The following is a 13,833-nucleotide window of genomic DNA, read 5'->3' as shown; positions in this document are numbered from 1 at the left end:
CAACCTATGCCCACCACACTCGTCTGGTTCCGCGACGATCTGCGCGTCACCGACAACCCCGCGCTTTCATGGGCCGCTTCCCGCGGCGAGGTCGTGGGCTTGCTTATCGACGACACCACCGCCGCCCGTCCCAACGGCCGCGCCGCAAGGTGGTGGCGGGATCGCAGTGTGTCGTCGTTAAGCGAAAAGCTCCCAATGGTGCGCGAAACGGGCGATCCGCGCGAGATCGTGCCGCGGCTGGCGCACGAACTTTGCGCGGAGGCGGCGTGGAATCGTCGCTACGACGCCGTCGAGATCGACGCCGAGATCAAGCGTCTGGTGAATGCACGCACCTTCCCCGGGTTCCTGCTCGCGGAGCCGTGGGAGATCAACTCCGGCGCCGGCACCCCGTACCGGGTGTTCACGCCGTTTTACAAGGCAATGCAACAGCACCTCGCCACGCACCCGCCGCAGCCGGTGGCGGCACCGGTGCTGGCTGGCGGGGCTCGCCTCACGCCACCGGAAGCACCCTTCTGGGCCAGTGAACTCGCCGAGCACAACACCCCCGGCGAGGAAGCAGCATTGGATCGCTTCCACGGGTTTCTCACCGGACTCGCCGACGGCGTCGGCTACGACAACAACGACCTCTCCCCCGGCGCGACCTCGGGGCTCAGCGCGCACCTGCGCTTCGGTGAACTCTCGCCCGGCTACGTGTGGGCGGAAACTGCTGCCTTTGCCGACGAGCACCCGACCGCGGCCGCCGACGCCTGGGCGTTCTTGCGCCAGGTGGTGTGGCGCGAGTTCGCCTGGCACCGCTACTACCACCTGCCGGATTTGGCGGTGCATAACGTGCGCGGGCAGTTCGACAAGTTTGAGTGGGCGTGGAGTGAAAATGCCGCACCGTGGGAGCACGCTTCAGCGTTCGCGGATCCCGCAATGGAACCCGATGCTGAGGCGGCACAGCATCTGGGGCAGTTGGCCCGGTGGCAGCGCGGCGAAACCGGCGTGCCTCTCGTCGATGCCGGCATGCACGAATTGTGGCGCACCGGCCGCATGCACAACCGCGTACGCATGGTGACCGGCTCGTGGCTGACGAAGAATCTGGGGATTCACTGGCGCCACGGGGAGGAGTGGTTCTGGGACACGCTTGTCGACGCCGACGTCGCTTCCAACCCGTTCAACTGGCAGTGGGTCGCAGGCTCCGGCGACGACGCCGCGCCGTATTTCCGCATCTTCAACCCGATGACCCAGCAGGAAAAGTTCGATCCGTCCGGCGTCTATATTTCGCACTGGGCTCCGGAGGCGCTGCTCCCTGGCTACCCGGAGCCGATGGTGGATGTGAAGGAATCACGCAAGGTCGCACTCGCGGCGTACGAGGATATAAAGACAACGCAGTAAGTGGCGCGCGGGTACGTTCGGATTCCGTGATTGAATTCCGCGAGGTGTCTAAGACGTACCCAGGTTCGCCGGCCCCTGCAGTGGAGCGTTTTTCCGCATTCGTTGAGCAAGGCTCGACCACGGTGTTTGTCGGACCGTCCGGGTGCGGAAAAACGACGTTGCTGCGGATGGTGAACCGGATGGTGGATCCGACCTCGGGCGAGGTGGTCGTGCGCGGCCGCAACCTCGCCGACGAGGACCCTGTCCGGTTGCGTCGTTCCATCGGGTACGTCATGCAGCACTCCGGTCTCATGCCCCACCGCACTGTGTTGGACAATGTCGCCGACATCGCACGATTGGCAGGTGCTTCGAAATCGGAGGCAAATTCCCGGGCAGCTGAGATGCTTGAACTGGTCAACCTCGAAAGTGCGCTGCAGAAACGCTACCCCGCGGAGCTCTCTGGCGGTCAAGCGCAGCGTGTTGGTGTCGCCCGCGGTCTGGTCAATCGCCCGGACATTCTCATGATGGACGAGCCGTTCGGTGCCGTAGACCCCGTAGTGCGCCGCAAGTTGCAGCGCGAAATCATGGATCTTCGTGGCGCGCTCTCGACCACCGTGCTGATGGTCACCCACGACATCGACGAGGCGTTCGTCATGGGCGACGACGTGGTGGTCTTAGGCCCTCGCGGGCGCATCGAGCAATCCGGCACACCTGAACAGATCCTCGCGCACCCGGCCAACGACACGGTGGCTGAATTCACTGGTCTGCGGCAACGTGCGCTGTCAGTGGTAGAGCGCGGTGGGAAGCGTTTGCTTGTCGACGATACCGGCACCGTCAAAGGCGTCCTCGCATGAACTGGCAGTGGGTTATCGACAACGCCGGGCGAATCATCGACCTCGCGGTGGATCACCTCGCGATCACAGCGCCGGCTGTTGTTTTTGCGACACTTATCGCGGTGCCGTTAGGGTGGCTCGCCCACCGCTCTGGCCCGGCCCGGGAAGTCCTTGTGGCGGCAACGAGCTTGATCTACGTCGTGCCGTCGCTTGCGATGTTTATCCTCATGCCCTTGGTACTGGGAACCTCGATTCTGTCACCGGTGAACGTCGTTGCGGCGATGACGCTGTACGGCACGGCCTTGCTGGTTCGTTCGTCGGCGGACGCATTCGACGCAGTTCCCAGAGACGTCGTTCAATCCGCGGACGCCGCAGGGTATCCACCACTGAAACGGGTGTTTGCCGTTGAGTTGCCGCTCGCGGCACCGGCGTTGTTCAGCGGTCTGCGCGTGGTGTCCGCCTCCACGGTGAGCTTGGTGTCGGTTGGGGCGCTCATCGGCGTGCAGTCTTTGGGGACACTGTTTACGGAGGGGTTCCAGCGCTCCTTCCCCACCGAGATCCTCACGGGCCTCATCGCCACAGTTGTGTTGGCGGTTGCGCTTGATCTGGTAATTGTGGTGGTTAAACACACCACCCTTCCGTGGGCGAGGTTGAAGGGGTAGGGCATGAATTTCATTATGGAGGCGCTTGCCTACCTCACTGATCCAGGAAGCTGGTCCGGACCCTCCGGCCTTGGCGCCCGTGTCGCGCAGCACCTTGGGTATTCAGCTCTTGCGGTAGCGGCCACCGCCCTTATCGCCGTCCCACTCGGATTGTGGGTTGGCCACACCAAGCGCGGGTCCTCGCTCGTGGTTTCCGTGGCCGGCGCGCTACGTGCGCTACCAGCACTTGGCATGATCACGTACCTCTCCGTGACGCTGCCGAAGGGTGTCACCGTGCCCATCATCCCCGCAACCATCGCGTTGATGTTGCTCGGTACCGCCCCGCTTCTTGCCGGTATCGTCGCAGCATTCGATGCTGTGCCTCGTGATGTTGTTCTTTCCGCAAGAGCGGCCGGCTACAGCGAGCGCCAGATTCTTACCAGGGTGGAACTGCCGCTGGGTGCGCCGGTGATTATTGGTGGGTTGCGCTCCTGCGTCGCCCAGGTGTTAGCCACCACTACGGTGGTGGCCTATATCGGTCTTGGCGGGTTGGGGCGTCTGCTTATCGACGGCCTCGCCGTGCAGGACTATTCCCGCATGGTGGCAGGAGCGCTCGCGGTCACCGCGCTGGCACTTATCGTTGATCTCACCTTCGCAACAATCCAGCGCCTCGCCCAGCCGAAACTTCGTTCGCACAGGTAACATAAGCAAGCATGCACATTTCACGCGCAGCAACAGCCCTCCTCGCATCCGCAACCTTGCTGGTTGCCGGATGCAGCTCAGCAGATCCGTTGGATTCTGACGCAGCGGGTGGTGGCTCATCCGGCGAAACCGTCTCTCTCGGCACCGCGAATTTCCCTGAATCGGAGATCATCGGCCAAATCTGGGCGGAGGCGCTGCGCCAAGCGGGATATAACGTTGAAATAAAGTCCGGCATCGGCTCACGCGAGGTGTACCTCAAGGCGCTGGAAGAAGGCACCATCGACATCGTTCCGGAATACGCTGGCAACCTCACCCAGTACTACGGCGAATTGGAGCAGGGTGCTGGCGCGGACGATGTGCGCGCCACCCTCACCGAAGTGCTTCCCGATGACCTTGAGGCCGGCGAGTTCAGCCCGGCGGAGTCCAAAGACGCCTACCGCGTCACGCGAGCGACCGCAGACCAATTCGACCTGAAGACGATCGCCGATTTGGACAAGCTCGACGCAATCACCGTCGCCGCTCCTCCCGAATTCGCCGAGCGCCCTTACGGCCCGAAGGGTCTCACCGACGTCTACGGCATCGACGCGGGCAAGATCACTGTCAGCCCCATCTCTGACGGTGGCGGCCCGCTCACCGTCGCCGCATTGGTCGAAGGCGCTGCGAACACTGCAAACATCTTCACAACCTCCCCCGCTTTGCTTAGCGACGGCTCCGAGGCGGATCTTGTAACCCTAGAAGACCCGCAGCTGCTCATCCCGCCGCAAAACGTGGTGCCGGTGGTGCGCGCTGGGGCGCTTCCGGACGGCGCCCTCGATGCTGTCAACTCGATCAACGCGACGCTTACCACCCAAGACCTCGTTGCAATGAACCTGCGTAACGTGGGTGAGGAGCATGCAGAACCGGCTGTAATTGCTCAAGATTGGATGGAAAACAAATGAAATTGCTCGAAAAGTTGCTGATCCCATTGTTCGCCGGCGCCGGCGCTTTGCACTTTGTAAAGCCCGAGCCGTTCGACGGCATCGTGCCGGATTCGCTGCCCGGTTCCCCGCGCGCGTACACCTACGCCTCGGGTTTGGCCGAGCTCGCTGCTGCCACCCTGCTGGCCAACAAGAACACCCGATCCGTCGGTGGCAAATTCGCCGCAGCGCTACTGACCGCGGTGTGGCCCGCCAACTTCAACATGGCGTGGCAGTGGCGCGACGAGCCGTGGCAGAAGCAAATCGTCTCCATTGGCCGCTTGCCGCTCCAGATTCCGCTGATCAAGGCTGCCCTGTCGCTGGGAGATCGCTGAGGGCACGATTGCTAAGCGACGAACCCCCGGCGCTAAAGTAACTAACCTGTGCCCAAACCTGTTCATGGATCGACCCGCTACGTGCCCGCCCTCGACGGGCTTCGCACGATCGCGGTCTTCCTCGTTATCGCCTACCACCTCGATGTCCCCGTCTTTCAGGGCGGCTTGCTTGGCGTCGGGGTATTTTTCACCCTTTCCGGCTATCTGATCACGCTGGGGCTGATGGGCTCCAAGCTTCGCGACGACACCATGCGTTTGTCGTCCTTCTGGTTCCGTCGTTTCCGTCGTCTCGCGCCGGCAATGCTCACAACCGTCGCTGCGGTGGTGGTGCTTAGCGCCGCACTCGAACCTGACGCGTTGAAAACTCACGGCTGGGAAGCGCTGAGCTCAGTGTTCTTCGTGAACAACTGGCACAACATCGCCACCGGCGCCTCGTATTTCGACCGTTTCCAAGGCCCAGGGCCGTTAGACCACATGTGGTCGCTGTCTATCGAGGAACAGTTCTACCTCGTGTGGCCACTCCTCTTGTGGGTGTTGCTGAAAGTGCTGCGTAAACCGCGTCTCGTCGCTGCGGCGACGGCGCTTCTGGCTACTGCTTCATACCTGCTCATGGCCGTACTAGCCACCCCGGGCGTGGATCCCACCCGCATCTACGAAGGGACAGACACCCGCGCCGGGGGGCTCCTTCTTGGCGCCGCCCTAGCCATCGTGGTGGCCACCCGGAGCCACGAAGGCAAACGCGTTAGCTTCGGTCCTGTCGCATCGGTGCTCATCGGCACAGTCGGTATTGGCGGCATTGTCCTGCTGAGTGTCATGATCGAGCAAAACGACATCGTGCTCTACCGCGGGGGCATGCTGGGTGGCAGCGGAACACCGCAACGTGGTGGTGTTTGACTGGGCGCAAGAAGCCCGAGCACACCAGGACTGGTTCCTCGCCGGCGACGAGGTGCACTACAACGCAAACGGAAACGACGAGCGGGCGAAGCGTTTTGCCGACGCGCTCGCCACCGCATTCCCGCAAGGCATCGACATGGCCGACGTGCCGATGAATGCTGAAGTGTCCTCCGACGGAACACGGCGCGAAGGCTAGAACTTGTGCCCCCAGTCGGGCTCGAACCGACACTGAACGGATTTTAAGTCCGCTGCCTCTGCCAATTGGGCTATGGGGGCGCCGGAGGAATATGGTACTTCCCCGGTGCCTCCCGGCGGGAATCGCCTGGAAAAACTCGCCGAGCGGAAGCGGCTTTGCCGCCGTACACTCCCTGTGCGGAATGTAAGTTTCGCCTGAGTACTTCCCTCAGTCGCAGTCAATTCCTAAGGCAATGGCATATGAACATCCAACTTCCTCCCCCGCTCAATCACTTGGTCAAGGACCTCAACCTCGAACAGCTCATCGCAGCTGTCGCTGGCGCATTCCTCGTTGGCGGGCTGGTCGGCGGCGTCATTGTTGCAGCAACCGGTGGCAGCTCAGAGCATGCCGGTTCCAGCAACCGCGGCGATTCCCCGGCCACCTCCACACCTGCTCCCGAGGTGACTGGCCCGGTCCTCGAGGGCCGCGCTAAACTCTCCGCCCTCTACCAGGCACCGGGCCCTGACTCGGGCAAGGACGCCTTCGACGGCAACGGGCAAACCCACCCGTTTAAGGGCCAGGTCATTCCGGGGTTCTCCGGCATGATCGAAATCGGTGACGGCACCTTCTACGCACTGCCCGACAACGGCTTCGGCTCGAAGAAGAACTCCTCCGACTTCCTCCTGCGCGTCTACACAGTGAAACCGAATTGGGAGACGGCCGAGACGGCTCCAGACCCGAAGAACACTGGCGGCGTTGAGGTCCTCGACTACATCTCGCTGAAGGACCCCAACGGCAAGATCCCGTGGGGCATCGTCAACAACGACACTGAAGATCGTCTGCTCACCGGTGCAGACTTCGACCCGGAGTCGTTCGTCCAGGCCGCCGACGGTTCCTTCTGGATCGGCGAAGAGTTCGGCCCCTACATCCTGCACGTCGATGAAAACGGCACCCTACTCGAAGCGCCCTACGCGTACCCGGGGGTGAAGAGCCCATCGAACCCGACGCTTGACGACGAACAGCCGAACCTGCGCAACTCCAAAGGTTTTGAAGCCATGGCATGGGACGGCCGCTACCTGTACCCGATCTTCGAGGGCTACCTCGACAACGCGAAGGACAAGCGTGAGCGCGTCATTTCCCAGTTCGACACCGAAACCGGCGAATACACCGGCAAGACGTGGACCTACCTTGCCGAGGGCGACGACGCACTCATCGGCGATGCCTTCCTGACCAAGGACGGCCGCCTGCTCGTGCTCGAACGCGACGACTTCCGCGGCTCGGATGCGGAATTGAAGAAGGTCTTTGAGGTCGCGGACTTCAAGAATATTGAAGCTGGCACGACGGTGAACAAGAAACTCATGGCGGACCTGCTCGACATCGCCAACCCGGACAAGATCGGCATGGTTTCCGACGCCCGCGCCTACGGTGTCGGCGATCCGTTCGCGTTCGCGCTACTGAGCGTCGAGACCATCGTCCAGTTGGAGGACGGCCGCTACCTGACTGCATTAGACAATAACTTCCCCGGCGACGACGGCCGCTACCGCGGCAAACCAGACGACACAGAGATGATCATCTTCTCCGTGAAGTAGCAGCTCACTGCCCGCGGGACTCGCCCGGTAATCTGGCAACCGTATCGCCAGATCACCCGGACGGAGATCCCACTTGACCAGGCAATGGTTGTTCCTACTTCCCTGCGCACTCGGTGCGCTGGAGCTTTTTCTCGCGCGCCGGGCTGGCGACGGCTCGCCCGGGTTCTACTGGGCAACCGCGTTTACGGCCGTGGTCTACATCTCCGCCTGGTGGATGATGGGCAACCGCCGCGCGTTCGCCGGGCCAAACAAGGCACGCGACGTGCTCCGCGGCGTGCTTATCGGCGCCGCACTGGTGGTGGTGTTCATGGTCGGCGCGCTCGTGGTCAGCCGAATCCCGCTGCTCTCCGGCCCCGTGGCGGAGATCCTAGACACGCCCAATAAGGGTGGGTATCTGCTGACGCTGCTGGTGCTCGTCGTCAATGGCGTCGGCGAGGAACTTGTCTTCCGCGACGCTGTGCCGCGCCAACTGCGCGCCGGCGGGCAAAGCGTCGTCCAGGCTGGCGTGTGGTCGACCCTGATCTACTGCGTGGTCACCATCGTCATGGGTGTGCCGCTGCTCGTGTTTGCCGCGGGCGTGCTCGGCGCGGTGACCTATTTTGAGGCAGTGCGCACCGGCCGGCTGTACTCCCCCATCGCGGTCCACCTGACGTGGAGCATCGGAATGCTGTTCATCCTGCCGGCGATGTTGTAGCACCTACTCGCTAACGGAGAAGACCTTTTTCTTCGGTTCGTCGGCCACCGTGGATCCCGCAACGGAGATTTTCGGGGCGTCCAGCATGTCCGCCAGAAGGTCCGCGACCCACTGCAGCAGTTCCATGTCGCGCAAGTTTGGGCTGTTGATCGCCTTCGACTCGCGCGGCATCGGCACCTGCAGCGCCTTCGCCGCGGCGCGGAAGTTCGCGCCCGGGTAGAGCCGCTTCAGACGCACCTGCTTTGAATCCGGCAGCTCCACCGGGTGCAGCTTGATGCGGGTGCCTTGGGTGAGTATGTCGGAAACCCCCACCGCGCGGGCTTGGTTTCGCAAACGCGCCACGGCCATGAGGTGCTGGACCTCGGTCGGCAGGGCGCCGAAACGGTCGACCATGTCGTCGGCTGCGGCGGCCAGGGCGTCGTCGTCACGCGCTTCTGCGAGCTTGCGGTAGACCTCCAGACGCAGGCGCTCGGAGTTGATGTACGTCTCTGGGATGTGCGCGTCGACGGGCAGGTCGACGCGGATTTCCTTCGGGCCCTTGTCGGTGGCGTCGACAGGCTCGCCGCTCATCAGGCCCTTAAAAGTCTCCACGGCCTCGCTTACGAGGCGCACGTACATGTCGAAACCCACACCGGCGATGTGGCCGGACTGCTCCGCGCCCAGCACGTTGCCGGCGCCGCGCATCTCCAAGTCCTTCTGCGCCACCGCCATGCCGGCGCCCAGATCGTTGTTCTGGGCGATGGTGGCCAGGCGGTCGTAGGAGGTCTCGGTGAGCGTTTTGTCCTTCGGGTACAGGAAGTAGGCGTAGGCGCGCTCGCGGGAACGTCCCACGCGGCCGCGCAGCTGGTGCAGCTGCGACAGGCCCATGTTTTGCGCGTTTTCCACGATAAGCGTGTTGGCGTTGGCGATGTCCAAACCGGTTTCCACGATCGTCGTGCACACCATGACGTCGTACTCGCGGTTCCAGAAGCCCTGCACCGTCTGCTCGAGGACCTGCTCGCTCATCTGGCCGTGCGCGACGACGACGCGCGCTTCCGGCACCAGCTCGCGCAGTTGGCGGGCAGTTTTTTCAATGTCGGAGACCTTGTTGTGGATGTAGAACACCTGGCCGTCGCGAAGCAGCTCGCGGCGGATCGCGGCGGCGACCTGCTTGTCCTCCTGCGGTCCGACGTACGTCAGCACCGGGTGGCGGTCTTCGGGCGCGGTGGTGATCGAGGTCATCTCGCGGATGCCGGTCAGTGACATCTCGAGCGTGCGCGGAATCGGGGTTGCGGTCATGGTGAGCACGTCCACATGCGACTTCAGCGCCTTGATGTGCTCCTTGTGCTCGACACCGAAGCGCTGCTCCTCGTCGACAATGATCAGGCCTAAGTTCTTCCACTGCACGCCCGTCTGCAGCAGGCGGTGGGTGCCGATGACGATGTCGATGGAGCCGTCCGCCAGCCCCGCCATGATCTTCTTGGAATCGGCCGCGGAGGTAAAGCGAGACAGCTCACGGATTTCCACCCCGAAGCCGTCCATACGCTGGTCGAACGTGGAGAAGTGCTGCTGGGCGAGCAGGGTCGTCGGCACGAGCACCGCAACCTGCTTGCCGTCCTGGACAGCCTTGAACGCCGCGCGCACGGCGACCTCAGTCTTACCAAAGCCCACGTCGCCGACGATCACGCGATCCATCGGCGTGGGCTTTTCCATGTCTTCCTTGACGGCCTCGATGGCGGTGAGCTGGTCTTCCGTCTCCACAAACGGAAAGGCGTCTTCCATCTCGTGCTGCCACGGGGTATCCGGCGCGAACGCGTGGCCCGGCGCGGCCTGGCGCTTGGCGTAGAGCTCAACGAGTTCGCCAGCGATCTCGCGCACCGCGGCGCGCGCCTTACGCTTCGTCGACTTCCAGTCGGAGCCGCCCATTTTGCTTAACGACGGCTTCTCGCCCCCGGTGTACTTGCTCAGCAGGTCAAGCGACTCCATCGGCACCCACAGCTGGTCGCCGGGCTGGCCGCGCTTGGCCGGCTGGTACTCGAGCACGATGTACTCGCGACGCGAATCCTCGTCGCCGGCCTTGACGGTGCGCTCCGCCATCTTCACAAACTTGCCGATGCCGTGCGTGTCGTGCACCACGAAGTCCCCCGGCTGCAGCGCTAACGGATCGACCCGGTTGCGGCGGCGGGGTGCGCGGCGTTTCGCACCGGCGATGTCACCGACGCGGTTGCCGGTCAGATCCGTCTCCGTGACCACGACCAGGTTCGGGCCGCTAAAAACCAGCCCCGCGTGCGACAGCGCCTGGTAGAGCGTCACCGCGCCGTCGACAGGCTCAAGACCCGGAGTGGCCACACGTGCGGAAATCCCGTGCTCACGCAGGCGCTCCGCCATGCGGTCGATCGTGCCCTTCGCCGGCGCCACAAACGCGGCCTTGCCATGGTTTTGCGTGACGTGCAGTTTGAGTGTGGCGTAGAGTTGCTCGATGGCCTTCGGGTCCCCCTTCGGCGCGGGCGCGGGCTCAAACTCCAGCGGCAGTGTCTCCGCGTCATCGGCGGTGAACATGCCGGGCGGCGCGAACGTCCACCACGCGCTGCCCGCCTTCGACGCGGAGATCTCCAACGACTCGTAGGTGCGGTACGACGAGGCGGACACGTCCAGGCCCTCCACCACGACGGGGCCTTCAGCACCCATCGCAGCGGCCTCCCAGCCGGCCTCGAGGAACTCCCGGTCGGTCGCCTCCAGATCCTCGATGCGGGCACGGACCTTTTCCGGGTTGGTTACCAGCACCACCGAACCTGCCGGCATGAGCTCCGGCAGCACCGAATACTGCTTGTCCGTCAGCGCCGGGATGAGCGCTTCCATGCCGTCGGCCGGTTGCTTCTCCGAGATGCGCGCAAGCAGCGACGACAGCGTCGGGTTCGACGGGAATTTGCGGGCCAGGTCGTCGGCTTTGGCGGCAACGGAGTCGTCGATAAGCAACTGCCTCGCAGGGAAAAGATCGACCTGTTTCACGTCGTCGATGGTGCGCTGGTCGGCGACGGCGAACGAGCGGATATCGGTGACCTCATCGCCCCAGAACTCGATGCGCACCGGATTATCCGCGGTGGTCGGAAAGACGTCGATGATGCCGCCGCGCGTGGCGAACTCACCGCGGCCTGCCACCATGTCCACGTGGTTGTAGGCGAAGTGGACCAGCTGCTCGGTCAGGTCCTCAAAATCGTGCTCCTGGCCCACCGCAACCCGGATCGGCTCGTTCGCCGGCAGCACCGGCTGACACACGGCACGCGCCGCGGCGACGATCACGCGCGGCATCTCCCACAGCACCTTCGCACGCCTGCCGACGATGTCCGCAGCCGGCGACAACCGCTCATGCGGCAGGGTTTCGTAGGCGGGGAACTGCGCGACGTGGTCGTCGCCAAGCATCGCCTTGAGTTCGGCTGACAGATCCTCCGCCTCGTGCCCGGTCGCAGTGACCAACAGCACCGGCGCCTCCCGCGCAATCGCCCCGACGGCCCAGGAACGCGCCTGGTCAATGCCGGTGATGTGCAGCGAATCCTCGCCCACGTGCGTGACCAGACCCTTGAGTTTCGGATCCGTCAGCGCCTGCGTGAGCAGACCGCCGAGGACAGGAGGGGTGGTTTCAGTCATGTTTTACGCTTCCTTCTCTGCTTCACCGGCGTAGATGCGCGGCTGCGCCTCCATCCCGCGCAACCCGTTCCAACACAGGTTGGAGATGTGCGCGGCGACAGTGTGCTTGTCCGGGACGCGCTCGTCGAGCCACCACAACGCGGAATTCGACACCGTGCCGACGAGTGCCTGACCGTACAACCCGGCCATGGCCTCGTCTAGTCCACGGTGTTTAAACGCCTCCGCCAACAAATGGCTGACCTCGGCGGTGACACGGTTGAGGATCGTCGAGTACGTCCTGCCCTGCCCCGGCAGTTGCCCGTGCGCCAGGATGATGAACCCGTCGGTTTCCTCCTCTACGTACGTCAGCAGCGCCAGCACACCGCGTTCAATGCGCTCCCGCCACCGACCCTGCTGGATCGACTCAGTGATCGTCTGTTCCAGCCGGGTCATCTCTTCGCGCACCACCGCCTGGTAGAGGCCCTCTTTGCTGCCGAAGTGCTCATAGACGACCGGCTTGGACACCCCGGCGCGCGCCGCGATCTCCTCCATCGCAATCCCGTCGAAGCCGCGCTCCGCGAATGCTTGACGCCCCACGCCGATCAATTGGTCCCTGCGCTGGGGTGCTGTCATTCGCGTTCGAGCCATGTGACCTACTCTAGAGCGCGCGCCGACACACCCCGTCTTTGGACACCGGCGCGGGTGGTCTACAATCAGCGGTGCTATTCCCCATGGTGTAATCGGCAACACTACGGTTTTTGGTACCGTCATTCTAGGTTCGAGTCCTGGTGGGGAAGCTTTTTTAGGACACCCTGCTGCCTTGCTTTTTGCTGGTGGCGGGGTGTTTTCGTGTTTTTGGCGGGTTGTCGTTTTGCAGTGGTTTAGAGCGGTTTGTAGCCGTTTTTGTAGCCAAAATGTAGTCACGGAAATGTGGGCAACCTTCACCAACGGCACTAAACTTGCGTTATTACTAATACTGCGTTACTATAGTGGTGTAAGCAAGAGAGCAGCACCGCAAGGAGATCACAATGAACCTCGCCACCTACCGAGAAGAGCGAAACATCGCCCACCGCATCGAAGCCATCATCACCGCCCAGGCAGGCAACTTCACCTACACCATCGAAGACAACACGGGCACCAATCCGTATGAAGGCGCGGCTCTTGAAAAGAATTGGCGCAGCACCTTCCAGCAGGCTATCGGCGCAGCCGAGACCCACCGCATGCTCATCGACAACAGCATCGCCGATGGCATCGCCTACGGCGCATGGGACGAGATCCTGTCCGGCATTTACCAAAAGCCCACCACCCGCGCCGAACTTCGCACTGGAGAATGGATCGAAGAGCAGGAACAGGCCTTCCTCAAGGTGCTCAATGACGGCACCCTGCGTGGACTCATCGACAGCAAGGTCAAGGAGGCAGTCGCCAAATACGAGAAGCTGCGCGCTGCTGAGGAGCGCGCTATCGCCGAAGACCAGCACTAGCCACAACCCGGGGGCAGGCGCAGACCCGACCCCTTAAGGAGACGCTATGAGAGACGCACAAATACCAGACCTTGAGGTCGAGCACGTCGAGCCAGCCATCCGCGCCGCCCTCGACGGGGCTACCTCCACCACCGTCGAATGCGAGCTGCCACCGCTGAAACTCACGCTCGAATGGTGTACACACGGAGATGGCACGCCAATGTGGGATGCGCCTGTTTCAGGGCACCCGGGCAAGGTGGTCGCTATCCGCCCAGACGGAGAGACCCTTACCGTCCCACTAGACGACGGCCACGGGTGGGACGAGCTGGCAGAGCGTCTGGTGGACTTCTCTAGTGTCTGGGAGTACGAGGTTAAGCACGCACTCCAAGATGTGCGTTCTCAGACTATGCAGCTGCAGGAGGCAGAGAGGAGAGCGCGCATCCAGCGCGGCAATCTCGACGATGCTATCCGTGCCGCACACAAGCAGGGCGTGACAATGTACAAACTCGCCAAGGCGACTGGCTTTTCCCAGCCGACTATCAAGCGAATCGTGAAATAGGCATGAAAAAGACCCCCACCCTGGCCGTAGCCAAGA

At 63.1% G+C, this 13,833-nt stretch carries 14 protein-coding genes and 1 tRNA gene; 12 read left to right on the top strand and 3 right to left on the bottom strand.

All coding sequences use genetic code 11. The annotated features are described in order from the left end of the window. The first annotated feature begins 6 nt into the window (after nt 1-6). From IAU68_RS03950 to IAU68_RS03915, 8 genes are read left to right on the top strand one after another with little or no spacing between them, the layout of a single operon-like run. Entirely contained in the window at nt 7-1,377 is a 1,371-nt protein-coding gene (locus tag IAU68_RS03950) for a cryptochrome/photolyase family protein (RefSeq protein ID WP_171193618.1), read from the top strand. 26 nt (nt 1,378-1,403) lie between these two features. Next, on the top strand, nt 1,404-2,210 hold the full coding sequence (locus IAU68_RS03945; RefSeq protein ID WP_171193619.1) for an ATP-binding cassette domain-containing protein: 807 nt from the start codon (nt 1,404-1,406) through the stop codon (nt 2,208-2,210). Then, a complete protein-coding gene (locus tag IAU68_RS03940; RefSeq protein ID WP_171193620.1) occupies nt 2,207-2,851 on the top strand; it encodes an ABC transporter permease in 645 nt (214 codons plus the stop codon). Before IAU68_RS03945 ends, IAU68_RS03940 begins: the two co-directional genes overlap by 4 nt. Nucleotides 2,852-2,854: 3 nt before the next feature. After that, on the top strand, nt 2,855-3,532 hold the full coding sequence (locus IAU68_RS03935) for an ABC transporter permease (protein ID WP_171193621.1): 678 nt from the start codon (nt 2,855-2,857) through the stop codon (nt 3,530-3,532). A gap of 11 nt (nt 3,533-3,543) precedes the next feature. Further along, on the top strand, nt 3,544-4,470 hold the full coding sequence (locus tag IAU68_RS03930) for an ABC transporter substrate-binding protein (RefSeq protein WP_171193622.1): 927 nt from the start codon (nt 3,544-3,546) through the stop codon (nt 4,468-4,470). Then, nucleotides 4,467-4,823, top strand: a complete 357-nt coding sequence (locus tag IAU68_RS03925) for a DoxX family protein (protein WP_171193623.1) — start codon at nt 4,467-4,469, stop codon at nt 4,821-4,823. Before IAU68_RS03930 ends, IAU68_RS03925 begins: the two co-directional genes overlap by 4 nt. A 48-nt stretch (nt 4,824-4,871) precedes the next feature. After that, entirely contained in the window at nt 4,872-5,717 is an 846-nt protein-coding gene (locus tag IAU68_RS03920; protein ID WP_171193624.1) for an acyltransferase family protein, read from the top strand. Continuing rightward, entirely contained in the window at nt 5,704-5,913 is a 210-nt protein-coding gene (locus IAU68_RS03915; protein ID WP_171193625.1) for an SGNH/GDSL hydrolase family protein, read from the top strand. The genes IAU68_RS03920 and IAU68_RS03915 overlap by 14 nt, the downstream gene beginning before the upstream one ends. Nucleotides 5,914-5,919: 6 nt before the next feature. On the opposite strand, the gene IAU68_RS03910 is transcribed toward IAU68_RS03915, so the two are convergent. Further along, nucleotides 5,920-5,993, bottom strand: a tRNA-Leu gene (locus IAU68_RS03910). Between the two features lie 159 nt (nt 5,994-6,152). On the opposite strand from IAU68_RS03910, the gene IAU68_RS03905 reads away from it, so the two are divergent. Beyond that, on the top strand, nt 6,153-7,481 hold the full coding sequence (locus tag IAU68_RS03905; protein ID WP_171193626.1) for an esterase-like activity of phytase family protein: 1,329 nt from the start codon (nt 6,153-6,155) through the stop codon (nt 7,479-7,481). A gap of 73 nt (nt 7,482-7,554) precedes the next feature. Continuing rightward, the gene (locus tag IAU68_RS03900; protein ID WP_171193627.1) at nt 7,555-8,175 is read left to right on the top strand and encodes a CPBP family glutamic-type intramembrane protease; all 621 of its coding nucleotides are present in this window, start codon (nt 7,555-7,557) and stop codon (nt 8,173-8,175) included. Nucleotides 8,176-8,178: 3 nt separating this feature from the next. Here the strand turns inward: IAU68_RS03900 and mfd are convergent, their stop codons facing one another. Together mfd and IAU68_RS03890 are read right to left on the bottom strand one after the other, a co-directional pair. Further along, the gene (mfd, locus tag IAU68_RS03895) at nt 8,179-11,799 is read right to left on the bottom strand and encodes a transcription-repair coupling factor (protein WP_171193628.1); all 3,621 of its coding nucleotides are present in this window, start codon (nt 11,797-11,799) and stop codon (nt 8,179-8,181) included. Between the two features lie 3 nt (nt 11,800-11,802). Beyond that, entirely contained in the window at nt 11,803-12,426 is a 624-nt protein-coding gene (locus IAU68_RS03890; protein ID WP_171193629.1) for a TetR/AcrR family transcriptional regulator, read from the bottom strand. A 380-nt stretch (nt 12,427-12,806) separates the two neighbouring features. Between IAU68_RS03890 and IAU68_RS03885 the strand changes: the two genes are divergently transcribed. Further along, nucleotides 12,807-13,259 (top strand): hypothetical protein, encoded by a 453-nt coding sequence (locus IAU68_RS03885; RefSeq protein WP_171193630.1) that lies wholly within the window; start codon nt 12,807-12,809, stop codon nt 13,257-13,259. A gap of 46 nt (nt 13,260-13,305) precedes the next feature. Continuing rightward, on the top strand, nt 13,306-13,797 hold the full coding sequence (locus tag IAU68_RS03880) for a hypothetical protein (RefSeq protein WP_171193631.1): 492 nt from the start codon (nt 13,306-13,308) through the stop codon (nt 13,795-13,797). Nucleotides 13,798-13,833 lie beyond the last annotated feature (36 nt).

Origin of the sequence: Corynebacterium lujinxingii (genome assembly GCF_014490555.1) — a bacterium.
Taxonomy (GTDB): Bacteria; Actinomycetota; Actinomycetes; order Mycobacteriales; family Mycobacteriaceae; genus Corynebacterium; species Corynebacterium lujinxingii.
The sequence above is the reverse complement of the archived record's forward strand: the minus strand, read 5'-3'. Positions and strand labels throughout refer to the sequence as shown.